Here is a 24,638-nt window from a genome sequence, read left to right as displayed (position 1 = left end):
TTGCAATGGCCTCAGTGCAGACGGAAGCGAAACCGATCGTCGACCAGACGAAGGCCCTGGACTGGCTGCGGCAGATGCTGCTGATCCGCCGGTTCGAGGAACGGGCCGAGATGCTTTATCAGAAGGGCAACAAGATCTTCGGGTTCTTCCACCAGTACAGCGGCCAGGAGCCGGTGGCGGTGGGGTCGATCGGGGTGCTCCGCGAGGACGACTGGGTCATCACCGCCTATCGCGACCACGGCCACGCGCTGGCCCTGGGGATGTCCGCCCGCTCCGGCATGGCCGAGCTGCTGGGGAAGGTGACGGGCTGCTCCAAGGGCAAGGGGGGCTCGATGCACTTCTTCGACGCGGAGAAGGGCATGATGGGGGGCCACGCGATCGTCGGCAGCCACATCCCGCTGGCGGCCGGCTTCGCGTTCGCGAGCAAGTACCGGGGCGAGGACCGGGTGGCCCTCTGCTACCTGGGCGACGGCGCCATCAACCAGGGGGGCGTCCACGAGGCCCTCAACATGGCCGCCCTGTGGAAGCTGCCGGTCATCTACATCGTCGAGAACAACCTGTACGCGATGGGGACGTCGCTGGTCCGGTCCAGCTCGTCCCAGGACCTGACCACCCGCTGCGCCGTCCCCTACGGCATCCCCGGCCACCAGATCAACGGCAACGACATCGAGCTGATGGCCCGGACGACGCTGGAGTGCGTGGAGCACGCCCGCGCCGGCGAGGGCCCCAGCTTCATCGAGGCCCGGACCTACCGCTACAAGGGGCACTCGATCAGCGACCCGGGCAAGTACCGGATGCGCGACGAGCTGGACACCTACATCAAGAACGACCCGATCGTCATCTACGAGAACATCCTGAAGGATCGCGGCTGGATCGACGACGAGACGATCGAGGCGATGCGCGAGGAGGTCAAGGCCGAGATCGAGGACTCCATCGAGTTCGCCGAGCGGAGCGAGGATCCCCCGGTCGCGGCGGTCTACGAGGACATCACGGTGGCCCCCTTCATCCCGCAGGAGTGACCATGGCGGTTCTTTCGTTCCGAGAGGCCCTCAACCAGGCGATGACCGAGGAGATGGAGCGGGACGACCGCGTCTTCCTCATGGGGGAGGAGGTCGCCGAGTACGACGGCGCCTACAAGGTCTCCCAGGGGATGCTCAAGCGGTTCGGCCCCCGGCGCGTGGTCGACACGCCGATCTCCGAGGAGGGCTTCGCGGGCATCGGCATCGGCGCCGCGATGGTCGGCCTGCGGCCGATCATCGAGTTCATGACGTTCAGCTTCAGCATCGTGGCGATCGACCAGATCGTCAACAACGCCGCCAACATGCGCTACATGAGCGGCGGCCAGTTCTCGGTGCCGATCGTCTTCCGCGGCAGCTCGGGCATGATCGGCGGCCTCGGCGCCACGCACTCGCACCGCCTGGAGGCGTGGTACGCCCACATCCCCGGCCTGCTGGTGGTCACGCCGGCGACCCCGGCCGACGCCAAGGGGCTCCTGAAGACGGCCATCCGGTCCGACGACCCGGTCATCTTCCTGGAGCACGAGGTCCTCTACCCCGACAAGGGGGAGATCCCCGACGGCGACCACCTGGTGCCGTTCGGCAAGGCCGACGTCAAGCGGCCCGGCTCGGACGTCACGCTCATCACCTACTCGCGGTCGCTCAAGACGACCCTCGCCGCCGCCAAGGAGCTGGCGGAACGGGGGGTCGACGCCGAGGTGATCGACCTGCGGAGCATCCGGCCGCTCGACCTCGACACCCTGCTCCGGTCGGTCGCCAAGACCCACCGGGCGGTGATCATCGAGGAGAACTGGCCCTACTGCGGCGTCGGCGCCGGCATCGCCGACCGGATCTACCGCGCGGCGTTCGACGAGCTGGACGCCCCGATCCAGCGCGTGGCCTCGGGCGACGCCCCGATCCCGTACAACAAGCACCAGGAAGCCTCCCTGCTGCCGTCCGTCCCGCGGATCCTCGCGGCCGTCGAGGACGTGATGTACCGCTGAAACCGGCGGGGGGCCGGCCCGATCGATCCCCGGCCCCCCCGACGCCTCCCCTCGCGGGCCGGGCCGCCAACCCCGCCCGCGAGATCCCAACACACACACACACGAACCGTCCGCCTCTCCAGAATCGCGGAACCGGCGGGGGCGCCGACATCTCGGCCCCGAGGAGCAGACTCGTGCCGATCGAAGTGACCATGCCCAAGCTCAGCCCCACCATGGAGAGCGGGGTCATCGCGCAGTGGCTCGTCAAGGTGGGGGACACGATCAAGGAAGGCGACGTCCTCGCCGACATCGAGACCGACAAGGCCACGATGCAGATGAAGTCGTATGAGGACGGCGTCATCGCCCTCATCGACCACGAGGCCGGCGAGGAGGTCCAGCTGGGCGACCGCGTCATGGTCCTCGCCAAGAAGGGCGAGGATCCCAAGGAGGTCGCCGCCAGCCTGGCCGGCGGCGCCAAGGCCGACGCCAAGCCCGCCGCCCCCGAGAAGCCCGCCGCCGACAACGGCGCCCGGAAGCAGAGCCCGGCGGACGCCGGGGCGGAAGGCGACGAGGCGGACGACGAGGGCGAGGAGGCCGTGGCCGTCGGCGCCGGCGGCCGGGTCCGCTCGAGCCCGCTCGCCCGCAAGATCGCCGCCGAGGCCCGCGTCGACATCGCCCGCGTGAAGGGGACCGGCCCCGGGGGCCGCGTCGTCCGCAAGGACGTCGAGGACTTCCTCGCCGGCAAGGGCAAGGGGAAGGCCGACGCCCCGGCGGCGGCGGCGTCCGCCCCGGCCGCCAGGGCCGCCGCGCCGGTCGCCCGCGTCTCCACCGCCCCGCTGGAGGAGAAGCGGATCCCGAACTCGCGGATGCGCAAGACCATCGCCCAGCGCATGGCCCAGTCCAAGCAGACCGCGCCGGAGATCCACGTCACCGTGGACGTCCGGGTCGACAAGCTGATGGCCCTGCGCGAGACGCTGAACAAGGAGCTGGCGGCCGAGAAGGTCAAGCTCTCCGTCGGCGACTTCGTCACCAAGGCCGTCGCCGTCGCGCTCCGCCGCCACCCGGCGCTCAACGCCACCTTCGAGCCCGACGCCATCGTCCGCCACGGCGGGATCAACATCGGCATCGCCGTCGCGCTCGAGGAAGGGCTGATCGTCCCGGTCCTCCACCGCGCCGACGAGCTGGGGCTGATCGAGATCCGCCGGGGGAGCGAGGCGCTGGCCTCGGCCGCCCGCGGCGGGAACCTCTCCGGCGAGCAGCTCTCCGGCGGCACGTTCACGATCAGCAACCTGGGGATGTATGGCGTCAAGCAGTTCGACGCCATCATCAACCTGCCCGAGGTGGCGATCCTGGCCGTCTCGGCCGCGGAGAAGCGCCCGGTCGTCGAGGGTGACGCGATCGTCGTCGGCCAGGTCATGACGCTGACCCTCTCGGCCGACCACCGCGCCGTCGACGGCGCCGTCGCGGCCGACTACATGCGGACGCTGCGGAACCTGCTGGAAGAGCCGGCCCGCATGCTGCTCTGATCGCCCCGCCCGATCGCGGGCCCCGCGCCGGCCTCGTCCCTCGCGACGGCCGCCGCGGGGCCCTCGCGCTTCCGGTCCCCGGCTCGTCGCCCCATAATGGAGGCGACGAATCGAGGCCCGCCCCCCCCACCCCCCGGAATCCGACAGACACGACCATGGCCAACGACTACGACATCGTGGTGATCGGCGGCGGACCCGCCGGCTACGCCGGGGCGATCCGCGCGGCCCAGCTCGGCAAGCGCGTCCTCTGCGTCGAGAAGGACAAGCTCGGCGGCGTCTGCCTCAACTGGGGCTGCATCCCCACCAAGGCCCTGCTCTCCAACGCCCACCTCGTCGAGATGGTCAAGCGCCACGGCGCCCAGTTCGGCTTCCAGGGGGATGCCTCCTGGAACTTCGGCGACATGATCGGCCGCAGCCGCGGCGTCGCCGGGCAGCTCAACAAGGGGATCGAGGGCCTCTTCCGCAAATACAAGGTGAAGTCGAAGATCGGCGCGGCCCAGGTCGTCGGCCCGAACAAGGTCAAGGTGGGCGACGAGACCGTCACGACCGACGCCATCGTGATCGCCACCGGCGCCCGGCCGCGGCCGTTCCCGGGCGTCGAATTCGACGGCAAGACGATCATCACCTCCAAGGAGGCGATGTCGCTGGAGAAGCAGCCGAAGTCGATGCTCATCATCGGCGCGGGGGCGATCGGCCTGGAGTTCGGCTACTTCTACAACGCCATCGGCACCAAGGTCACGGTCGTCGAGATGCTGGAGCACGTCCTCCCGATCGAGGACGAGGAGGTCTCGGTCGCCCTGAAGAAGAGCCTGACCGCCAAGGGCCTGGAGATCCACACCGGCTCCAAAACCACCAAGCTGGCGAAGGCGGGGAACGGCGTGAGGGCCGAGGTCGAGACGCCCCAGGGGAAGAAGACCATCGAGGCCGACGTGGCCCTGGTGGCGATCGGCGTCACCGGCAACGTCGAGGGCCTGTTCGCCCCCGACGTGAAGGTGGAGATCGACCGCGGCCACATCAAGGTCGACCGCGAGAACGGCTTCGTCACCGCCGTGCCGAGCATCTTCGCCGTCGGCGACGTGATCGGCCCCCCCTGGCTGGCGCACGTCGCGCACCACGAGGCCGTCTACTGCGTCGAGCGGATCGCCGGCCATTCGAAGCACACCGTCGATTACAACATCATCCCCGGCTGCACCTACACCGAGCCGGGCGTCGCCAGCGTCGGCCTGACCGAGAAGGCCGCCCGCGCCGCCGGCCACGAGATCCGCGTCGGCAAGTTCCCGTTCCAGTTCAGCGGCCGGGCGCTCGCGGCCGGCGAGAGCGAGGGCTTCGTCAAGCTGATCTTCGGCAAGAAGCACGGCGAGCTGCTGGGTGCCCACATCATCGGCGCCGCCGCGACCGAGATGATCTCCGAGATGGTCATGGCGATGCGGCTGGAGGCCACCGAGGAGGAGATCCTCCACGCCATGCACCCCCACCCGACCTACTCCGAGGCGATCATGGAGGCCGCCGGCCAGGGCATGGGCGAATCGATCCACATCTGACGACCGCCCCCCGGCGACGACTCCTGGAAACAAAACGCCCCGCCCCTCCCCGCCCCCGCGGGGGGGCGGGGCGTTCGCGCGTCCCGGCGGCGCGTCGACGACCTTGACGAAAACCGGGCGGCCTCGATAATCCACCCCGAATCGAACGGGGGCCAAGGACGTTCCGACCTCACCGGGGGGAGCCGAAGGATGATCGATGCCGCGGGGATTGGCGACGTGCGTCGCGAGCTGGAACGGATCGGCTGCTTGTCCAGCACGTCGCCGAGCTTCCAGAATCAGTTGCTCTCCTACCTCGACATGAACGCCGATCGCGGCGACTTCCTCGTCGAGGTCGGATGCTTCCGGGGCGGGCTCACGGCGCAGCTCGCCTACTTCGCGCGCGAGGCGGGCAAGGATCTGTTCGTCGTCGACGTCGATCCCAAGTACCTGAACATGGCCAGGGAGACCGTGACGCGGGCGCTCGGCGGGCTGCCGTCGTGCGTCCACTTCGTCCAGGCGGACCTGCGGAACTTCCTGGCGCGCCCCCGCCCCAGCGACCGCTGCGTCCTGCTGTTCATCGACGGCGACCACCACTACGACGGCGTCGTCCGGGACATCCGCGCGGTCCTCGATTCCGGCCTGGAACGCCCGCTGAGCATCTGCTTCCACGACTACGGCCTGCGGTACACGGCCCGCGACCACCTGGACGTGCGCGTGGACCGGGCGATCCACGACCTGCTGGGCGATCACGCCGTCATCCCGATCGGCGAGGTCGCGGGCTTCTCGGGCGTCATGCCGACGGAGCCGGTCGTCGCGGACAGCGGCGCCCACTTCGAGTCGGGGGCGAGCGAAGGGGTCGTCGTCGTCCTGCCGGCGGCCCAGACGGTCGCCCGGCGCGTCGACCGGCCCGAAGGGGGCCGGGTCCGCCGGCTGCTGCGGTCCACGCTCCCCGCCGGCGTGCGTCGCACCCTGCGGTCGGCGCTCGCCGGCCCCCGCCGCTGACGCGGGCGAGGGGCCGGGAGGGCTTCAGTACGAATCCTCGTCGTCGTCGAGCCCGGGGCCGCTCGACGGCGACGTCCCGTTCGTCCCGTCGATCGCCGGGCCGACCGGCCGCCCGGGGATGGCGTACGACTCGTCGATCCAGCGGCCCAGGTCGACGAGCCGGCACCGCTCGGAGCAGAAGGGGAACGTCGGCAGATCCTCGACGCGATCGACCTCGAAGGCCTTCGAACAGATCGGGCAACGCCCCCGGATCATGAGGCCGACCCGCCGCCCGACGGGGCCGATGGGGCGGGCGAGGGCGACGAGGACGCCGCCTTGGACGAGTCGCCGGACGACGCGGCCTTGGCGGACGTGTCGGCCTTCGCGGCCTGCTTGTAGGAGTCGCTGCGGTAGTCGGTCTGGTAGAAGCCGGACCCCTTGAACAGGATGGCGGCGCCGGGGCCGATCTTGCGCCTGAGGCTGGGCTTCGCGCAGCCGGGGCAGTCGGTCTGGGGGTCCGCCTTGATGGATTCGAACGCCTCGAATTCGTGGCCGCAGGCGTCGCAGACGTAGTCGTAGGTCGGCATGGTTTCCTCCGGTCGCGTCGATCGATCGGGTCGGGGCGCGTCAGGCCTTGACCGAGACGGCGACCTTGGTGGGCCTGAGGACGCGGTCGTGGATCTTGTAGCCCTTGCCCAGCTCGGCGACGACGGTCCCCTCGGGGGCGTCGGCGGTGGGCTGGCGCATCAGGGCCTCGTGGAAGTTGGGGTCGAACGGCTGGCCGAGGGCCTCGATCGGCTCGACGCCGTACTTGGCCAACACGGCGAGGAACTGCTTGTGGACGAGGTCCAGCCCGGAGGCCACCCCTTCCTGGCCGGATGCCAGCAGCGCCTCGGCGGCGCGATCCAGGTTGTCCAGCACGTCGAGCAGGTCGCGGCCGAGGTCGCCGATGGCGTAGAGGCGGTCGGACTCGGCCTGCTGCTTCGATCGCTTCTGGTAGTTGATGAACTCGGCGCGGGCGCGGAGGGCCTGCTCGCGGGCCTCGTCGCGCTCCTTGGTCACGGCGACGAGGTCGGCGTCCTCGGCGGCGTCCGGGGCGGCCCCGGCGTTCGGCGGAGTCTCGGTCTCGGGGCGGTCATCCTGGGGCATGGCGTGGTCTCCCGGCGGCGCGGGCGCGTCAGGCGTTGACGCGGTCCTCGGGCTCGTCCTCTTCGGTGAAGTAGTCGCGGAGCCTCTCGAAGAAGCTCTTCCGGCGCGGGCTGACCTGCTCGTGCTCGGTCTCGGCGAACTCGCGGAGCAGCTCCTCCTGGCGGGGGGTGAGCTGCCGGGGGGTCTCGACGACGACCTCGACGATCTCGTCGCCCCGCCCCCGGCCGGAGATGTCGGGCATGCCGCGGCCCTTCAGGCGGACGTGGTCGCCGCTCTGGGCGCCGCGGGGGACCTGGATCTTCTCCGGGCCGTCGAGCGTGGGGACCTCGACCTCGGCGCCGAGGGCGGCCTGCGCGAAGCCGATCGGCACCTGGCAGTGTAGGTCGTTGCGGCGGCGTTCGAAGAACTCGTGCTTGCGCACGAGGATCTGGATCTGGAGGTTCCCGCGCGGGGCGCCGACGTCCCCCAGCTCCCCCTGGCCGCGGAGCTGCAGCCGCATGTTGGTCTCGACGCCGGGGGGGACGTCCACGCGGAGCCTGGCCCGCTGGGGGACGCGGCCGGCGCCGTGGCAGGACGGGCAGGGGTCGGTCACCTTGACCCCCTCGCCGCCGCACGACGGGCAGGCGGTGGCGACCTGGAAGAACCCGCGCGTCTGGACGACCTGGCCCCGGCCGCCGCAGTAGTTGCAGGTGACCGCGACGGTCCCCTTGCGGGCCCCGGAGCCCCGGCACTCGCCGCAGAACTCCTGGCGGTCGACCTCGATCTCCCGGGTCGCGCCCCGGGCCGCCTCGGCGAGCGAGATCTCCAGGCGCATCAGCAGGTCCGGCCCCTGGCGGGGCCCGCGACGCCCGCCGCCGCCGCCGAACAGGTCGCCCAGCAGGCCGCCGCCGAAGATGTCGCCGAAGGTCGACATGATGTCGTCGGCCGAGCGGAAGTCGTGGAACGCCGAGCCGTCGAGCCCGGCGTGGCCGTAGCGGTCGTACCGCTGCCGCTTCTGCTCGTCCGAGAGGACGTCGTAGGCCTCGGCGGCCTCGCGGAACTTCCGCTCGGCCTCCTTGTCGCCCGGGTTGCGGTCGGGGTGATACTTCAGCGCCATCTGGCGGTAGGCGCGCTTGATCTCGTCGCCCGCCGCGCCGCGCTGGATCTCCAGGACTTCGTACAGGTCGCGTTTCGTGGTCGCCATCGGGGCGGGGTCTCGGCGGGTCGGGGGGGGCCCGGGACGCCTCGCGGGGGGCCCCCTCGGGCCGCGCGGGTTCCCCTGTCCAGGATCAAAATCTTAGCATACGGGACGGCGTGCTCCCAGGCGGATCGCCGCCCCCCGCCCGGTCGGGCCCGGCGATGGACGGCGAAGGGCCGGGCCGGCGCCCGGGAAGGGCCGCCGGCCCGGCCCCTGGGGTCGCGACGGCCTCGGCCACATCGGACCGAGCCCTCGACGCGGGCGCCCTTGGCCTCGTCATCCTTGATGTTGGTGATGAGGGCCTCGGTCGTCAGCAGGAGCCCGGCGATCGACGCGGCGTTCTGCAGCGCGGTGCGGGTGACCTTGGTCGGGTCGATCACGCCGGCCTCGAACATGTCGACGATCTCGCCGGAGTCGGCGTTGTAGCCCTTGGAGCCGCCGGCGGCCTTGACGTCGTCGGCGACGACGGAGCCGTCGCGGCCGGCGTTCTCGGCGATGTACCGGACGGGCTCCTCCAGGCCGCGGAGGACGATCCGCGCCCCGAGCTTCTCGTCCCCTTCCAGCTCGCCGATCAGGGCCTCGACGGCCGGGATCGTCCGCAGGAGGGCCGTGCCGCCGCCGGGGACGATCCCCTCCTCGGCCGCCGCGCGGGTGGCGTGCAGCGCGTCCTCGATGCGCGCCTTGGTCTGCTTCATGTCGGCCTCGGTCGGGGCGCCGACGCGGATCAGGGCGACGCCCCCGGAGAGCTTCGCCAGCCGCTCCTGGAACTTCTCCCGGTCGTACTCGCTGTCGGTCTCCTCGATCTGGCGGCGGAGCTGGTCGATCCGGCGCTGGATCTCCTCGCGCTTGCCGGCGCCCTGGATGATCGTGGCGCTGTCCTTGTCGACCTTCACCTGGCGGGCCTGGCCGAGCTGGTTGAGCTGGAGGTTCTCCAGCTTCAGCCCGAGGTCCTCGCTGACGACCGTGCCGCCGGTGAGGACGGCCATGTCGCCCAGCATCGCCTTGCGGCGGTCGCCGAAGCCCGGCGCCTTCACCGCGGCGATGTTCAGGATGCCGCGGAGCTTGTTGACGACCAGGGCCGCCAGCGCCTCGCCCTCGACGTCCTCGGCCACGATCAGCAGCGGCTTGCCCGACTGCGCCACCTTCTCCAGCAGCGGGATCAGCTCGCGGAGGCCGCTGATCTTCTTCTCGTGCAGGAGGATGTAGGCGTCCTCGAAGATCACCTCCATCGTGGTCGGGGAGGTGACGAAGTAGGGGCTCAGGTACCCCTTGTCGAACTGCATCCCCTCGACGAACTCGAGGGTGGTGCTGGCGGTCTTGCCCTCCTCGACGGTGATGACGCCGTCGCGGCCGACCTTCTCCACCGCGTCGGCCAGCATCCGGCCGACCTCGGGGTCGTTGTTGGCGGAGACGGCGCCGACCTGGGCGATCTCCTCCTTCTTGGAGACCGGCCGGGAGACCTTCTCGCCCAGCTCGGCGACGGCCGCCGCGACGGCCTTGTCGATCCCGCGCCGCAGCGCCGTCGGGTTGGCGCCGGCGGTGACGTTCTTCAGCCCCTCGCGGTACAGCGCGCGGGCCAGGATGGTCGCGGTGGTGGTGCCGTCGCCGGCGACGTCGGACGTCTTCGACGCGACGACGTTGACCAGCTTGGCGCCCATGTTCTCGAACGGATCCTTCAGCTCGATCTCCTTGGAGACCGTCACGCCGTCCTTGGTGACCAGCGGGCCGCCGAAGGACTTGCTGAGGATCACGTTCCGGCCGGTGGGCCCGAGGGTCGAGCCCACGGCCTTGGCCAGGACGTCGACGCCTTCCAGCAGCTTGCGGCGGGCGGCGTCGGAGAAGAGCAGTTGCTTCGCCACGGGTATCAGGCTCCTCGCACGAGGTTGTCGGTCAGAATCGCTTCGACGCGGCCCGGCCTCACTTCACGACCTTGGCCAGGATGTCGGACTCGCGGAGGATCTTGACCTCCTCCCCCTCGACCTTGATCTCGGTCCCCGAATACTTGCCGAAGAGGACCTCGTCCCCCACCGCCACGCCGATCGGGCTGCGCTCGCCGGAGTCCAGCAGCTTGCCGGGGCCCACGGCGAGGACCTCGCCGCGCTGGGGCTTCTCCTTGGCGGTGTCCGGCAGGACGATGCCGCCGGCCGTCTTGGCCTCGGCCTCGATCTGCTTGATCACGACGCGGTCTTCCAGGGGGCGAATCGTCAGCTTGGCCATTTCCGTTCCCTTCCCTCTCGTCTTCGTCTTCTCGGATGATCGAATCGGTGTTCGTGGATTGATCTGGTCGGCCGGCGGGCGCGGCCCCCCTCGCGATCGGGGGGCCGGGCGGCGCGTCGCGGGGACGCGCTCACATCATGCCCATGCCGCCCATGCCGCCCATCCCGCCCATGCCGCCCATCGGGTCCATGCCGCCGCCGTGGTGGTGGTGGTCATGGCCGCCGCCGGCCTCCTTCTTCTTCGGGGGCTCGGCGATCATGCACTCGGTCGTCAGCAGCAGGCCGGCGACGGAGGCGGCGTTCTGCAGCGCGGTGCGGGTGACCTTCGCGGGGTCGACGACGCCGGCGGCCAGCAGGTCGCCCCACGCGCCGGCCTCGGCGTTGTAGCCGTAGTTCGCGTCGGTCGACTTCTTGACCCGGTTGACCACCACGGCCCCGTCGATGTCGGCGTTCTCGGCGATCGAGCGGGCGGGCTGCTCGGCGGCGCGGCGGACCAGGTCGATGCCGAACTGCTCGTCCCCTTCCCCCTTGAGGTCGGCGACGGCCGCGGAGGCGCGGATCAGGGCGGTGCCGCCGCCGGCGACGACCCCCTCCTCGATCGCGGCGCGGGTGGCGTGCAGGGCGTCCTCGACGAGGGCCTTGCGCTCCTTCATCTCGGTCTCGGTGGCGGCCCCGACGTTGATCTGGGCGATGCCGCCGGCGAGCTTGGCGAGACGCTCCTGGAGCTTCTCCTTGTCGTACTCGCTGTCGGTCGAGCCGATCTCGCGGCGGATGGCGTCGGCGCGGCCCTTGATGGCCTCGCCGGTCCCGGCGCCCTCGACGATCGTCGTCGCCTCGCTGGTCAGCGTCACCTTGCGGGCGCGGCCCAGGTCGGAGAGCTGCACGCCGTCGAGGTCGACGCCCAGATCCTTGAAGATCGCCTTGCCGCCGGTGAGGACCGCGATGTCCTCCAGCATGGCCTTGCGGCGGTCGCCGTAGCCCGGCGCCTTCACGGCCGCGACCTTCAGGATGCCGCGCAGCTTGTTGACGACCAGGGTCGCCAGCGCCTCGCCCTCGATGTCCTCGGCGATGATCAGCAGCGGCTTGTTGGCCTTGGCGATCTTCTCGAGCACCGGGATCAGCTTGGTGGGGGAGCTGATCTTCTCCTCGTGGATCAGCAGGTAGACGTCCTCGAGGACGACCTCCATGCGGTCCTGATCGGTGACGAAGTGGGGGCTCAGGTAGCCGCGGTCGAACTGCATGCCCTCGACGACGTCGACGGTCGTCTCCAGGCCCTTGGCCTCCTCGACGGTGATCACGCCGTCGGTGCCAACCTTCTCGAAGGCGTCGGCCAGCTTCTCGCCGATCGACATGTCGTTGTTGGCGGCGATCGCGGCGACCTCGGCGATCTCCTTCTTGCCGCTGATCTTCTTCGACTGCGACTTGACGTTCTCGACGATGGCCGCGACGGCCTTGTCGATCCCGCGCTTGACGGCCATCGGGTCGGCGCCGCCGGCCAGGGCCTTCAGCCCCTCGCGGAAGATGGCCTCGGCCAGCACGGTGGCGGTCGTCGTCCCGTCGCCGGCGGCGTCGGAGGTCTTCGAGGCCGCCTCCTTCACGAGCTGCGCGCCCATGTTCTCATAGGGGTCGGTCAGCTCGATCTCCTCGGCCACCGAGACGCCGTCCTTGGTCACCGTGGGGGCGCCCCACCCCTTGTCGATGACGGCGTTGCGGCCCCGCGGCCCCAGGGTGCTGCGCACCGCGCGGGCCAGCTTGCCGACGCCGGCGGCCAGCTTCTGCCGGGCCTCTTCATCGTATGCCAGGATCTTCGACACGTTCATCCTCCCAGTCCACGTCTCGATCGCGACGGCCGTGGGCGCTGGCCCGGCTCGCCGCGGGAGGCCGTGCCAATAACGGCCCCCGGAGTGATTCAATCGCCCCTAAATGCAAGTCGCGTACCGAAGCCTATATTGCAACCCAAAGTCATAACTCAAACAGACTTACGACCCGACCGACATTCCCCGAATTCGGCCTGGGCTGCCGTTTTGACAGGGACGGCCGAAATGGCGAGGGGGCCGGCGGGAGGTTGCGGGGCCCTCCCCTCTCCTCTACGATCGGTGCCGCCGGGGGCGTCCCCGGCGAGCGACGGCGACGGATCGGGAGGCGACGACGTGTTATCACGAGCATGGGCGGCGTTCGGATGTCTGGCGATGGTCGCCCTCGCGGCGACGGGCGCGCGCGGGGACGACCCGCTCGCCGGCGCCTCGGAGGTCGTGAAGCTGTGGCCCGACGGGGCCCCGGGCGCGAAGGGGACCGACCCGGTGAAGGACGTCCCGACGCTCTCCGTCTTCCTGCCCGCGCCGGACGCGGCGACCGGCGCGGCGGTGGTGGTCTGCCCCGGCGGCGGCTACGGCGGGCTGGCGATCGACCACGAGGGGAAGCAGGTCGCCGAGTGGTTGAACTCGATCGGCGTGGCGGCCTTCGTGCTCAAATACCGGCTCGCCCCGGCGTATCGCGAGCCGGCCATGCTCCACGACGTCAATCGGGCGGTCCGCGTGGCCCGCGCGGGGGCGTCGAAGTGGGGCGTCGACCCGGATCGGATCGGGCTGATGGGCTTCTCGGCCGGCGGGCACCTGGCCTCGACCGGCGGGACGCAATTCGACGCCGGCAAGCCCGACGCCGACGACCCGATCGAGCGCGTCAGCTCGCGCCCGGATCGGCTGATCCTGGTCTATCCGGTGATCGTGATGTCGGAGCCTTACACGCACAAGGGCTCGGCGCGTAATCTCCTGGGGGAGAACCCCTCGGACGAGCTGGTGAAGTCGTACTCCAGCGACCTGCGCGTGACGCCCGAGACGCCGCCGACGTTCCTGGCCCACACCAACGCCGACGCCGCCGTGGTCCCCGAGAACAGCCTGCTGTTCGCCCTGGCGCTGCGGAAGGCGGGCGTGCCGCTGGAGCTGCACGTCTTCGAGAAGGGCCAGCACGGGCTGGGGCTGGGGACCGGCTCCAGGCAGCACAACATCGGCCCGGAGCCCGGCTTCATGGCCTGGCCGAAGCTCTGCGAGACCTGGCTGAAGGGCCAGGGCTTCCTGGACGGGAAGCCCGCTCAGTCCCCCTGAGGCGGCCCCTCGGCGCGGGCGGTCGGCGCGAGGGCCGGCCGCGCCGCCAGGGCGCGGAAGGCCGCTTCCACCGCCTCGGGCCGGGCCTGGGCCGTCTCCAGACGCCCCGGGTCGAGCAGGAGGGCCAACTCCGCCGGGACGCCCCGCTCGTCGCCGGCGGGGATGTCGATCATCGCGAACGACCACGCGATCGGGTAGCCCGCCAGGGTCGTCGCCTTCACGTGGAGCGGGCCGTCGACGATCGCCGGGGGCTCCAGCTCGCGGACCACCGGCGACGCGCCGCCGACGGCCGGCTTGCAGGCGAGGAAGCGGAGCCGATCCGACCCCGGCTCGACCATCAGCGCGTACATGACGTCGACGGTCTCGTGCTCGTCCCCGACCAGGCACGTCGTCGGCGCCCGCAGCAGGGCGAACGCGGGCGTGGCCGCCGCGAGTTCGACCCGGCCTAGCTCGCGCGAGCCGGCCGCCAGGATGAGCCGCTCCTTGGCCGACCATTCGCCCGAATCGTCGCCGACGTTCGTCGCGGAGACGATCACGTCCCCCGCGTCGGGCCCCCGCCCGACGACCGGGGCGGAGAGGCCCACCCCCACCCGTCGCAGCCTCCCCCCCGACACGTCCGCAAGGATCACCAGCCGGATCCGGCGCGCCGTCGCGTGAGACTCGGGCGAGACGGTGTCGATCGCCCCCGTGGCCAGCATGGGGATCGACTTGAACGCCACGTGGGTCCAGCCGGCCGGCGGCGCGTCGTCCCGGAACCGCTCGCCGGGGGCGAGCCGCGCCAGCTCCGGCGGCACGGCGTCCGTGGAGGCCGTCGGTGCCGTCGCCGCCCGGGGACGCGACTCCTGCCGCTGGGAGGCCCCGATCGTCATCAACGGGATCGCGGCCAGCAGCAGGACGGCCCCGCGCCAGAAGACTCCCCTGGGGTTGGTGGTCAATACGCTCACGAACAGCCTCCGCGCCCCGGTTCTCGATCGTCGTGGCCATGGTCCCCGATCCCGCCTGGGCGGGCAACGCGAAGTTTCGACGTCCGGGGGCCACGCATGTCTGCTTTTAGCCTCGATTCCGACGCGGCGAAGCCAGGGGGAAGGTCAACCCAGTTTCCGCCGTCGACTCATCTTGATTTTATGCGCATCCGGCGCCGACGCGCCGGGATTCGTCCGACTCCAAAGGGCGAGCTGGCAAAATGTGATGACTTTACCGCTTGCGCGGCCTGGATTCACCGCGAGCCGACCGGGACCGGTCCTCCCGCGAGGGGAGGCGTCATATCCGGGGAAGCGATGACGAAACGGCGTCGCCCCGGTCGGGAAGAAGGGGAGGCACGGGGAATCCCGCCCGAATCGTTCGCGTTCGAAACGACGACGCCCGCCGGCGGGGCCGGGGGGCGTCGCGTCGGGCAATCGCGGCGGTGGGCGTCAGGCGGGCTTGGAGGCCAGGAGCTGACGCAGGACGTAATGGAGGATGCCGCCGTTCTCGTAGTAGTGGACTTCCTGCGGGGTGTCGATCCGGACGTGGGCCGGGAAGCGGACGGAGGTGCCGTCGGCCCGCTCGGCGACGACGTTCACGCACTTCGCGACGGCGATCCGCTCGCAATCGCAGCCGGACTCGTCCTCGATCCGGTAGACTTCCTCGCCGGTGAGGCCCAGCGACTCGGCGCTGGAGCCGGCCTCGAACTGGAGGGGGACGATGCCCATGCCGACGAGGTTCGAGCGGTGGATGCGCTCGTAGCTCTCGGCGATGACGGCGGAGATGCCCAGCAGCTTCGGCCCCTTGGCGGCCCAGTCGCGCGAGGAGCCCGAGCCGTATTCCTTGCCGGCCAGGATGATGAGCGGCGTCCCCTCGGCCTGGTACTTGGCCGAGGCGTCGTAGATGCTCATGACCTCGCCGTCGGGGAGGTGGCGGGTCCAGCCCCCCTCGGTGCCGGGGGCAAGCTTGTTCCGCAGCCGGATGTTGGCGAACGTCCCGCGGACCATGACCTCATGGTTCCCCCGGCGCGAGCCGTAGGAGTTGAAGTCGGCCGGCTTGACGCCGTGCGAGATCAGGTAGAGCCCGGCGGGGGAATCGGCCTTGATGGAGCCGGCGGGGGAGATGTGGTCGGTCGTGATGCTGTCGCCCAGGAACGCCAGGACGCGGGCCCCGCGGATCGGCGGCGGCGCGGTCGGCTGGCGCTGCATCCCCTCGAAGTACGGGGGGTGCTTGACGTAGGTGGAGTCTTCCTCCCAGGCGAACGAGTCCCCCGCGGGCGTGGGGAGTTCCCGCCACTGCGGCCCGCCGTCGTAGACCGCCTCGTACTGCTCGCGGAACTGCTCGGTGTTCACCGACGCCGCCACGACGTCCTGGATCTCCTTCTGGGTCGGCCAGACGTCCTTGAGGAAGACGGGCTTGCCCGCCTTGTCGTGGCCGAGCGGCTCCGAGGCCGGGTCGAAGTCCATCCGCCCGGCGAGGGCGTAGGCGACGACCAGCGGCGGCGAGGCCAGGTAGTTCGCCCGGACGTCGGCGTTGATGCGGCCCTCGAAGTTGCGGTTGCCGCTCAGGACGGCGACGGCGACGAGATCCTTCTGGTGGATCGCCTCGCTGATCTCCGACGGCAGCGGCCCGGAGTTGCCGATGCACGTCGTGCAGCCGTAGCCGACCGTGTTGAACCGCAGCTGGTCCAGGTACTTGTCCAGTCCGGCGGCCTGGAGGTACTCGGTGACCACCTTCGAGCCGGGGGCGAGGCTCGCCTTGACCCACGGCTGGGTCTCCAGCCCATGCTCGACGGCCTTCTTCGCGACCAGCCCGGCGGCCAGCATGACCGAGGGGTTGGACGTGTTCGTGCAGCTCGTGATCGCGGCGATCACGACCGAGCCGTCCTTCACCTGGGAGGCGACGGCCGGCGTCGACCCGGCCTCGATGATCCCCGTCTTCCCCTTCGCCGGCCGGGCGGCCTGCATGTCCTTGAGGGCGGCGGCGAAGGCCGGCTTGGACTCGCGCAGCGGGATCCGGTCCTGCGGCCGTCGCGGGCCGGCGATGCTCGGCTCGACGGTCGCCAGGTCCAGCTCCAGCGAGTCGGTGAAGATCGGCTCCGGGGTGCCCTCGTCGTGGAACATCCCCTGCGCCTTGTAGTACTCCTCGACCAGCCGGATCGCCTCCTCCGGGCGGTTGGAGAGCCGGAGGTAGCGGAGGGCCTCGGCGTCCACGGGGAAGATGCCGCAGGTCGCCCCGTATTCGGGGGCCATGTTGCCGATGGTCGCGCGGTCGGCCAGCGGGAGGTTGGCCAGGCCGGGGCCGTAGAACTCGACGAACTTGCCGACGACCCCCTTCGAGCGGAGCATCTGGGTGACGGTCAGCACCAGGTCGGTCGCCGTCGCCCCCTCGGGGAGCTTGCCGACGAGCCGGAAGCCGACCACCTGGGGGATCAGCATGGAGACCGGCTGGCCGAGCATGGCCGCCTCGGCCTCGATCCCGCCGACGCCCCAGCCCAGGACGCCCAGGCCGTTGATCATCGTCGTGTGCGAGTCGGTGCCGACCAGCGTGTCGGGGTAGGCCGTCGGCCCCCCCTCGGACTTGTCGTCCACGAACACCACGCGGGCCAGGTACTCCAGGTTCACCTGGTGGACGATGCCCGTGGCCGGCGGGACCACCTTGAAGTTGTCGAAGGCGTTCTGCCCCCAGCGGAGGAAGGCGTAGCGCTCGCGGTTGCGCTCGAACTCCTTCTCGGCGTTGAACAGCAGGGCGCGGGGGCTGCCCGCCTCGTCGACCTGGACGGAGTGGTCGATGACCAGCTCGACCGGCTGGAGCGGGTTGATCTTGCGGGGGTCGCCGCCGAGCGCCTTGACGGCGTCGCGCATGGCGGCCAGGTCGACCACGGCGGGGACGCCGGTGAAGTCCTGCAGCAGCACGCGGCTGGGCCGGAAGGCGATCTCGCGGTCGGGGACGGCCTTGGGATCCCACTTGGCCAGCGCGCGAACGTCGTCCGCCGTGACGGTCGACCCGTCCTCGTAGCGCAACAAATTCTCCAGCAGCACCTTCAGCGAGAACGGCAGCCGGGAGACGTCGAGGCCGTGATCGGCCAGCGCGCCCAGGCGATAGTACTGATAGGTCCGGCCGTCGACCGACAACGACGCCAGGGCGCCGAACGACTTGGACATCTCCCGTCCCTTCGAAATATCTTCAGGGAGGCGCCGGTCCGATCCGGGACCGGCCCTCGGTCACTTGGGGGCGCCCGGCGAGGCGGCCGGGGGGAGTGGCGCCGGCGGCCGCGGCCTCGCCTTCGGGATCATCCGACGAATTGTATGGGAAGCGGGCCCGGGACTAAACCCAGTTCCGCCCCCCGGTCCAGGAACAGCTGGACGGCCTTGCGGCCCTCCGGCCCGTAGTCGACCGTCCGCTGGTTGACGTACATCCCGACGAACCGGTCGGCCAGGGCGGGGTCCAGGTCGCGGGCGTAGGTCAACGCGTACGCGAGCGCCTCCTCGCGGTGGTCCAGGGCGTACTCGATGCTCCGCCTGACGAGCCGGGCGATCCTGGCGATCAGCTCCTCGCCCAGGTCCTTGCGGACCACGTTGCCCCCCAGCGGCAGCGGCAGGCCGCCGGTCTGCTCGTTCCACCAGACCCCCAGGTCGAGGACCTGGTGGAGCCCCTTGTCCTGGTAGTAGAGCTGCCCCTCGTGGATGATGACCCCCGCGGCGACCTCGCCGGAGAGGACGGCCGGCAGGACGGCGTTGAAGTCCATCTGGACGACCGGCGTGTCCTTCCCCAGCGCCAGCCGCAGGGCCAGGTACGCCGACGTCATCGTCCCCGGGACGGCGATGGTCTCCCCCTTGAGCTGCTCGACGGTCATCGGCTCTCGGGTGACGATCTTGGGGCCGTAGCCCTCCCCCATGCTCGCGCCGGAGGAGAGCAGCGCGTACTTGTCGGCGACGTACGCGAAGGCGTGGATGCTGACCGCGGAGACCTCCAGCTCGCCCGCGAGGGCCCGCTTGTTGAGCGTCTGGATGTCCTCGAGCTGGTGGACGAACCGGAGCCCGCCGGTGTCGATCTTGTCGTTGGTCAGCGCGTGGAACATGAAGGCGTCGTCGGAGTCGGGGCTGTGGCCGACCCGGATGATCGTCTCGCCGGTGCTCATCGAAGGACCTTTCATCGGGAGGGCGCGGGCGCCCTGGAAAACACGCCGGCCCCGGGGAGCCTGAACGGCGCCCGGGGCTGGCGGGAAGACGGTCGATGATATCACGAAACGGGCGCGGGATCAGCCCCCGGGCCGGGTGGCGGGGGCGTCCGACGCCCTCGGCTGGGACGGCGGCGGGGCCGAGGAGACCTCGCCGGCGCCGACGCCCAGCATCTCGATGGCGTCGAACGGGTCGACGGTGTTGTCGGCCTCGGCGGCGGCCAGCAGGTCCTTGAACGGGAAGACGTCGGGGACCGGCTCGCCCAGCTGCCGCAGGACGCGGACGTAGCGCTTGACGACCAGGCCCGTGTCCTTCCGGCTCAGGTCGTCGTCGCGATAGGTCGGGAACCCCTTGAGGTTCTCGTCCCAGATGGCGAGCCCCTCGCGGAACTTCTCGGCGGCCGTGGCGAAGTCGCCCGTCTTGTACGCCTTGGTCCCCTCGTAGAACGACTGCCGCGCCGCGACCCCCTCGGAGGTCATCTCGGCCTGCGCCCGCTCCTTCCAGTAGCGGTAGTTCATCTGGCTGGCCCAGCGGTCGGTCCAGTACTGGGCGTTCTCGGGGAGGGTCTTGAACTTCTCCGGGTTGGTGGCGTCGTCCAGGTAGACCTCGTCCTTGACGTACTCGCCGTCGCGCAGGACGACGTTGTGCGACATGAACTTGTGCTGGCCGAACTTGATCCACTCGCGCAGCGCCTTGGCCCACTCGTTCTTGGCGACCTCGCCGAACGTCGCCTCCACGCCGGCGATGCTCATCTTCTCGAGCGCCGCGGCGTAGTGCGTCTGCGCGTGCGCCGGCATCGAGCGGAACGCGATGTCGTCGGCCCGCCCCTTGCGCTGGGGGGTCGGGTCGATGTAGGTGATGTCGCTGGAGGTGCCGCCGCCGACGCGGGCGCCCCCCTCGTCGACGAGGCTCACGGCGCGGCTGAACCAGCCGTAGCCCAGCTGGAAGTTGTCGTTGCGGACGACGTCGCGCCGCTCCTCCGGGTCGTAGTACGTCTTGAAGCCCTCGTCCTCGTCGTCGCGGAAGAGGCGGCGGAGGATGATCGACTCGTCGGAGAAGCCCAGCTTGTGGTAGTAGAACCAGGCCGTGTCCCAGATCAGGTCGGGCGAGCGCTGGTTGTTGCGCACGCCCTCCTGGACGAACTTGATCCCCTGCTTGATCCAGTCGTACTTGTCCTCCGGCGCGTCCCACTCGACGGAGACGTTGTAGGCCAGGTTCCAGCCCTGGAACGTCCAGATCGAGAGGAAGTGGGGCTGGAGCTTGGTGATCAGGTCGACGGTCGCCTTCAGGCGGTCCCAGTCGTGGTTCTTCTTGTGGTCCTCGGCCTGGATCCACAGGTAGTTGGCGACGATGCCGCGGAACCCGCCCAGGAGGAACAGCTTCATCATGAAGCTGCCCGAGTCGATCTGGCCGATGGCCGCCTCGCCGAGGTCCTTCTCGACCTTGATCCGGTTGACCCGGGCGGTCGCCGGGACCATCGCCACCAGCAGGGCGACGATGACGATCCCGTAGACCATCTTCTTCGTCTGGTTGGTCGGCCTCATGCGGCCACCTCGCGATTCTTGAGGATGAAGTATCCGGCGATGGAGAACGGCAGGGCGTAGGCCAGGGCCAGGAGCGTGTTGCCGAGCATGTGCCGCCAGCCGACCGCGAAGCCGTCGGCGACGGTGTTGGTCACGTCCAGCACCTGGAAGTTCGGGACGATGTAGACCAGCATCGACATGATCGGCATCACCAGCGAGTCGAGCGTCTTGGCGACGACCACGCCGGCGGTCGGCGCCAGCTCCGACATCTGGTTGTCGTGCGTCACCAGCCGGATCAGCGACTCGAACGGCCCGCCGCCCAGGACGGCCTGCCGGGTGAAGTCGATCAGGAAGCCGAAGGCCAATTGCCCGGCGATGAAGAAGGCGATCGTCGTCAGGAGCGCCACCGGCCAGCTCAGGAAGGTGCCGGCGAAGACGCCGATGGCCGTCAGCACCATGGCCTGCAGCCAGATGCCGAAGAGGCCCTTCATGTAGTTCCAGCCGAAGTCGCCGTTGTCCGCCAGCAGGTACAGGTCGCTCTCGGCCATGCCGAGGTACTGCGTCGGGCTCATGCAGCGGACGTCGATCCGCAGCGAGCCCATGCAGCCGACGAGGACCGACGGCTGGATCAGCAGGCGGTTGGTGTAGTACTCGCGGACGGGGAAGACGTCCTGGAACTTCGAGCCGGCGGCCTCGTTGGTCAGCTCGATGTCGGCGTAGACCGGCTTGCCGACCTCGCCCTTCGTCGTCCGGTAGATGTTGAAGGTCATCTCGATCCGCAGCGGGGGCGCGTGCAGGGCCTCGGCCCCGGCCTCGTCGCCGGCCTCCTCCAGCTCCGCGGCGCGGGCCGAGACCGCCTCGAACGACGCCCGGGCCTTGTCGAGGTCCCCCTTCCAGCGGGCGATCGACGCGTCGAGCTGGGAGGACCGCGACGGGGTGAGGTCCGGCTGCGACTTCTCGCGCTCCAGCGCGGCGAGCTGGGCCTGGATCTCGAAGACCCGGTTCTCCTCCCCTTCCACGGTGCCGAGGGGGAGGAACTGGGAGACGTCGATGCGACGGTCGAGGATCACCGGCCGGTTCGGCGGCGAGAACGGGTCGGGGACCATGCCGTAGCGCCAGATCGCGGCGGCCGGGGTGGCGCCCTCGATGTGGCTGCGCGGCTCCTTCATCGACTGCTCCTGGCCGACGTCGATCCCCATCGCGTGGGGGTCGCCCTTCGAGTCCAGGAACGACAGCGAGCCCTTCACCGGCACCCGCGCCGCCATCCGCGAGCGGAGCTGCTCGGCCTGCTCGGAGTACTGGTTCGCCTCCCGCTCGCGGCCGTCGGACCGGGCCCGGTCGGACAGGGCCTCGATGCGGGTGATCTCCCCCATCACCGTCCGCCACAGGTAGGTCAGGCTGATCCCGCCGAACAGGGCCACCAGCACCGTCACCAGGGCCATGTAGCCCAGCATCCGGCCCCAGACCACCTCCAGCCGCCGCACCGGCTTGGTGACGACGGTGTAGATCGTCTGCTGCTGGATGTCCGTCGGCAGGCTGATCGGCGTGAGGATCGTCACCATCGCCGTCAGCAGCAAGGAGCACAGCAGCGTCAGCGTGCCGACGTACAGCCGGCCCATCTCGGCCGCCCGCGGCGGCTGGAGGAACCAGTGGGTGAACGCCAGGACCATGCCGAAGACGATCAGCACCACCCACGGCGCCCACATCTTCCGGTTCGACTCGTACAGCGTCACCCGGGCGATCGCCGAGAGCCGTCGCGCCCGCACGGCGAACAGCTCGCCGACCAGCAGCGAGAGGACGCGCGCCAGGACGACGTAGCCCATGAAGGTCACGCCCAGCCGCGTCCCGTGGACGACGCCGTCGCGCCAGGACATCTCCGGCATGTCGGGGAGCCGGTGGAACATCCCGAGCTGGATCATCCCCACGCCGGCGCCCACGCCGAGCGCCAGGGCCAGCGCCATGCCGACCAGCGTCAGCTTGTCGGCCGGCCGGCCGAACGGCCCGATGGTCTTCCAGACGCCGACCAGAGCCCAGGTCGCCAGCGAGAGCACCGCGACGTAGCTCATCAGGCTCGGCAGCGGCAGCCCGGCGATCGTCACGGGCTTGATCCAGCCCTCGGTCTGGATCACCTGCACGAAGACCGTCAGCGGGATCAGCGCCAGCGCCAGCAGGCCGAGGTAGTCATACCAGCGGCCGACGCCGACGAAGCGCTCCTTGACGGCCGTGACGACCCACGAGCCGACCCAGCCGACCAGCGCGACCAGGCCGATGATCTTGGCCCAGGTCAGCAGGGCGCCGAGCAGCCCGGGGATGGCCACCGAGGTGTCGCCGGCCAGGTAAAGCCACAAGAGGGCGTTTTGCGCGGCCTGCGAGGCCGGGGGCGAGGCTGTCTCCGCCTGCGCCCAGAGAAGGGGCGGGATCAGGAACGCGGGCATCGGTGGGGTGGCTCCTCGGCGGCGGGCGCCTCGCGCCCGATCGCCCGGCCGGCGCGCCGGGCGTCGCGATGATGAAGACGGGGATGAGTTCGATCGGATTCGGGATCGGACGACGTATCGGATCGGGTCGGGTCGGATCCGCCGCGCCGGGGCCGATCGGCGGCCGGCGCGACGCGGACGGCCCCGGGTCAGGAGGGCTGGCCGGCCTCGGCCGGGCGCGGGGCGTCGTCCGGCGCGACGACCTTGCGGCGGCCGGGGTGCAGCTCGCTCTCGCGGACGATCCGCAGGAACAGCTCCTCCAGCGTCGTCGTCGGGTGGTCGACCATCGCCTCGCCGCCGTGCCGGGCGACGACCTGGCGGATCTCCTCGAGCGCCTGCGGCGGCAGGTTCCGGGCCCGGATCTGGGTGACGTCCTGCACCGTCAGCAGGTCCGACACCTTCCCCAGCTCCTTCAGCTCGCCGCGGTGGAGGATGGCGATCCGGTCGCAGATGTCCTGCATGTCGGCCAGGAGGTGGCCGGAGAGGACGACCGTCTTCCCCTGCTCGCGGAGGTCGCGGATCAGCTCCTTGATCTCCGCCGTGCCGATCGGGTCGAGCCCGGAGGTCGGCTCGTCCAGCAGGATCAGCTCGGGGTTGTTGATCAGCGCCTGGGCCAGGCCGATCCGGCGCTGCATGCCCTTGGAGTACTCGCGGAGCTGGCGGTGCTTGGCGGCGGAGAGCCCCACCATGTCGATGAGCTGGCCGACCCGCCGGTTGCGCTCCGAGGCCGGCATCTTGAACAGCCGGCCGTAGAACTGGAGCGTCTCCTCGGCGTTGAGGAACTTGTAGAGGTACGACTCCTCCGGGAGGTAGCCGATCCGCTCGTTCTTGGAGACGTTCGTGGTCGGCTCGTTGAAGATCCGCGCCTCCCCCTCGGTGGGGAAGAGCAGGCCCAGCAGGAGCTTGATGGTCGTCGTCTTCCCGGAGCCGTTGGGGCCCAGGACGCCGAAGATCTCCCCGCGCCGCACCTGGAGGTCGAGGGCCTTGAGGGCCTGCACCTTGGGCCGGCCCCAGAAGTCGCGGTAAACCTTGGTCAGATTCCGCGTCTCGATGACGACGTCGCTCATGGAAGGAGGAGCCTCGGATGACGGGATGAAGGACTTTCGGAGAGCGCCCCGGCGGCGCCCGCGGCGGGCGACCTCGGCCGCTCCGCAGACGTTGTGGCGATCTTCGGAGGATACTCGATGGATGAAGGCGAAGTCCCGCCGGGCGGAGGATGTCGGCCCCCTCCCCACGCGCGTGGCGCGGGGGGGACGACTCGGCGAGTGGCCGCTCGGGGGTGCTACGACGCCGCCTCGCGCAAGGTTCGCGACCTTCTCGTCAAGGCCCTCGCCTTCCCCCGCGACCCGATCCAGGAAGATCGATCCTACAAGGAAGGTTGGGACCTTGGCAAGCATGCGAGGAAACGCCCCCACGGCGAGCCCGCGGAAGGATGGCGCGGGACCGCGCCCCGAGGGGGAGGCCGTCGCTCAACACGTCGATCAACTCACCCAGGCTGGCGGCGATCTCCGCCCCCGGCGGCGAGAGACCCTTCCTGTCGTCCATGGCTCGTCTCCGCGCGCTGGCCGACGACCGCTTCCCGAGAAAAATCGGAGATTCCTGAAATCCCGCCGCTCCCCGCCCTGACCATGCGGGTTGTTGACGACATTGTTCCTTGACATCCCGGAATCAGTCGACACGAGCGGCGATGGCCGTCCTTCGTCCCCTCTCCCGCCGCGCTGACGACCCGACACTGATCCGGCGGCACGTCGGGGCCGATCGTCCCTCGGGAACGCCGCCGGCTGCGAACCTCCCCCTTCTCCCCTCGTGGGAGAAGGTGCCCCGGAGGGGCGGATGAGGGGGCGCGCGG

Annotated in this window: 18 protein-coding genes and 1 pseudogene; 6 read left to right on the top strand and 13 right to left on the bottom strand. The window is 70.4% G+C overall.

The annotated features are described in order from the left end of the window. Positions 1 to 5: 5 nt before the first annotated feature. The 5 genes from pdhA to WG209_RS21550 all read left to right on the top strand — a co-directional run bounded on the left by pdhA (position 6) and on the right by WG209_RS21550 (position 6,026). Positions 6 to 1,019, top strand: coding sequence for a pyruvate dehydrogenase (acetyl-transferring) E1 component subunit alpha (gene pdhA / locus WG209_RS21570; RefSeq protein ID WP_337177163.1), 1,014 nt, complete (start codon positions 6 to 8; stop codon positions 1,017 to 1,019). 2 nt (positions 1,020 to 1,021) lie between these two features. Continuing rightward, positions 1,022 to 1,999, top strand: a complete 978-nt coding sequence (locus WG209_RS21565; RefSeq protein ID WP_337177162.1) for a pyruvate dehydrogenase complex E1 component subunit beta — start codon at positions 1,022 to 1,024, stop codon at positions 1,997 to 1,999. Positions 2,000 to 2,172: 173 nt separating this feature from the next. Beyond that, complete coding sequence (locus WG209_RS21560; protein WP_337177161.1) at positions 2,173 to 3,504, top strand: dihydrolipoamide acetyltransferase family protein; 1,332 nt, start codon at positions 2,173 to 2,175, stop codon at positions 3,502 to 3,504. Between the two features lie 155 nt (positions 3,505 to 3,659). After that, positions 3,660 to 5,045: a dihydrolipoyl dehydrogenase gene (lpdA, locus tag WG209_RS21555; protein WP_337177160.1), complete on the top strand. Its 1,386-nt coding sequence runs from the start codon at positions 3,660 to 3,662 to the stop codon at positions 5,043 to 5,045. 189 nt (positions 5,046 to 5,234) lie between these two features. Next, positions 5,235 to 6,026 (top strand): class I SAM-dependent methyltransferase, encoded by a 792-nt coding sequence (locus WG209_RS21550; protein ID WP_337177159.1) that lies wholly within the window; start codon positions 5,235 to 5,237, stop codon positions 6,024 to 6,026. A 24-nt stretch (positions 6,027 to 6,050) separates the two neighbouring features. Here the strand turns inward: WG209_RS21550 and yacG are convergent, their stop codons facing one another. From yacG to groL (WG209_RS21515), 7 genes and pseudogenes are all read right to left on the bottom strand, one after another. After that, positions 6,051 to 6,281: a DNA gyrase inhibitor YacG gene (gene yacG, locus WG209_RS21545; RefSeq protein WP_337177158.1), complete on the bottom strand. Its 231-nt coding sequence runs from the start codon at positions 6,279 to 6,281 to the stop codon at positions 6,051 to 6,053. Then, positions 6,278 to 6,592 (bottom strand): FmdB family zinc ribbon protein, encoded by a 315-nt coding sequence (locus WG209_RS21540; protein ID WP_337177157.1) that lies wholly within the window; start codon positions 6,590 to 6,592, stop codon positions 6,278 to 6,280. The genes yacG and WG209_RS21540 overlap by 4 nt, the downstream gene beginning before the upstream one ends. A 40-nt stretch (positions 6,593 to 6,632) precedes the next feature. Beyond that, positions 6,633 to 7,154: a nucleotide exchange factor GrpE gene (locus tag WG209_RS21535; RefSeq protein WP_337177156.1), complete on the bottom strand. Its 522-nt coding sequence runs from the start codon at positions 7,152 to 7,154 to the stop codon at positions 6,633 to 6,635. 28 nt (positions 7,155 to 7,182) lie between these two features. Next, on the bottom strand, positions 7,183 to 8,337 hold the full coding sequence (gene dnaJ, locus WG209_RS21530) for a molecular chaperone DnaJ (protein ID WP_337177155.1): 1,155 nt from the start codon (positions 8,335 to 8,337) through the stop codon (positions 7,183 to 7,185). Between the two features lie 233 nt (positions 8,338 to 8,570). Next, positions 8,571 to 10,190: pseudogene (gene groL / locus WG209_RS21525) on the bottom strand (chaperonin GroEL); the annotation flags it as partial. Positions 10,191 to 10,248: 58 nt separating this feature from the next. Continuing rightward, positions 10,249 to 10,548 (bottom strand): co-chaperone GroES, encoded by a 300-nt coding sequence (gene groES, locus WG209_RS21520; RefSeq protein WP_337177154.1) that lies wholly within the window; start codon positions 10,546 to 10,548, stop codon positions 10,249 to 10,251. Between the two features lie 130 nt (positions 10,549 to 10,678). Beyond that, positions 10,679 to 12,367 carry a chaperonin GroEL gene (groL, locus tag WG209_RS21515; RefSeq protein WP_337177153.1) on the bottom strand — a complete coding sequence of 563 codons (1,689 nt, stop codon included), beginning with the start codon at positions 12,365 to 12,367 and terminating at the stop codon, positions 10,679 to 10,681. Between the two features lie 330 nt (positions 12,368 to 12,697). On the opposite strand from groL (WG209_RS21515), the gene WG209_RS21510 reads away from it, so the two are divergent. Then, on the top strand, positions 12,698 to 13,648 hold the full coding sequence (locus tag WG209_RS21510; RefSeq protein ID WP_337177152.1) for an alpha/beta hydrolase: 951 nt from the start codon (positions 12,698 to 12,700) through the stop codon (positions 13,646 to 13,648). Here the strand turns inward: WG209_RS21510 and WG209_RS21505 are convergent. The 6 genes from WG209_RS21505 to WG209_RS21480 form a co-directional block, all read right to left on the bottom strand. Further along, positions 13,636 to 14,592 (bottom strand): hypothetical protein, encoded by a 957-nt coding sequence (locus WG209_RS21505; protein ID WP_337177151.1) that lies wholly within the window; start codon positions 14,590 to 14,592, stop codon positions 13,636 to 13,638. The two genes, WG209_RS21510 and WG209_RS21505, sit on opposite strands and share 13 nt — an antisense overlap. 468 nt (positions 14,593 to 15,060) lie before the next feature. Further along, on the bottom strand, positions 15,061 to 17,775 hold the full coding sequence (gene acnA / locus WG209_RS21500) for an aconitate hydratase AcnA (protein WP_337177150.1): 2,715 nt from the start codon (positions 17,773 to 17,775) through the stop codon (positions 15,061 to 15,063). A 128-nt stretch (positions 17,776 to 17,903) separates the two neighbouring features. Then, positions 17,904 to 18,752, bottom strand: a complete 849-nt coding sequence (locus WG209_RS21495) for an MqnA/MqnD/SBP family protein (RefSeq protein WP_337177149.1) — start codon at positions 18,750 to 18,752, stop codon at positions 17,904 to 17,906. A gap of 120 nt (positions 18,753 to 18,872) precedes the next feature. After that, positions 18,873 to 20,336, bottom strand: a complete 1,464-nt coding sequence (locus WG209_RS21490) for a hypothetical protein (RefSeq protein ID WP_337177148.1) — start codon at positions 20,334 to 20,336, stop codon at positions 18,873 to 18,875. Then, the gene (locus WG209_RS21485) at positions 20,333 to 22,750 is read right to left on the bottom strand and encodes a hypothetical protein (RefSeq protein ID WP_337177147.1); all 2,418 of its coding nucleotides are present in this window, start codon (positions 22,748 to 22,750) and stop codon (positions 20,333 to 20,335) included. Before WG209_RS21485 ends, WG209_RS21490 begins: the two co-directional genes overlap by 4 nt. Positions 22,751 to 22,938: 188 nt before the next feature. Then, positions 22,939 to 23,856, bottom strand: coding sequence for an ABC transporter ATP-binding protein (locus tag WG209_RS21480; RefSeq protein ID WP_337177146.1), 918 nt, complete (start codon positions 23,854 to 23,856; stop codon positions 22,939 to 22,941). Positions 23,857 to 24,638: the final 782 nt, after the last annotated feature.

This window comes from Paludisphaera sp. (assembly GCF_037189885.1).
Classification (GTDB): Bacteria; Planctomycetota; Planctomycetia; order Isosphaerales; family Isosphaeraceae; genus Paludisphaera.
This window is presented reverse-complemented; position numbering and strand designations above follow the sequence as displayed.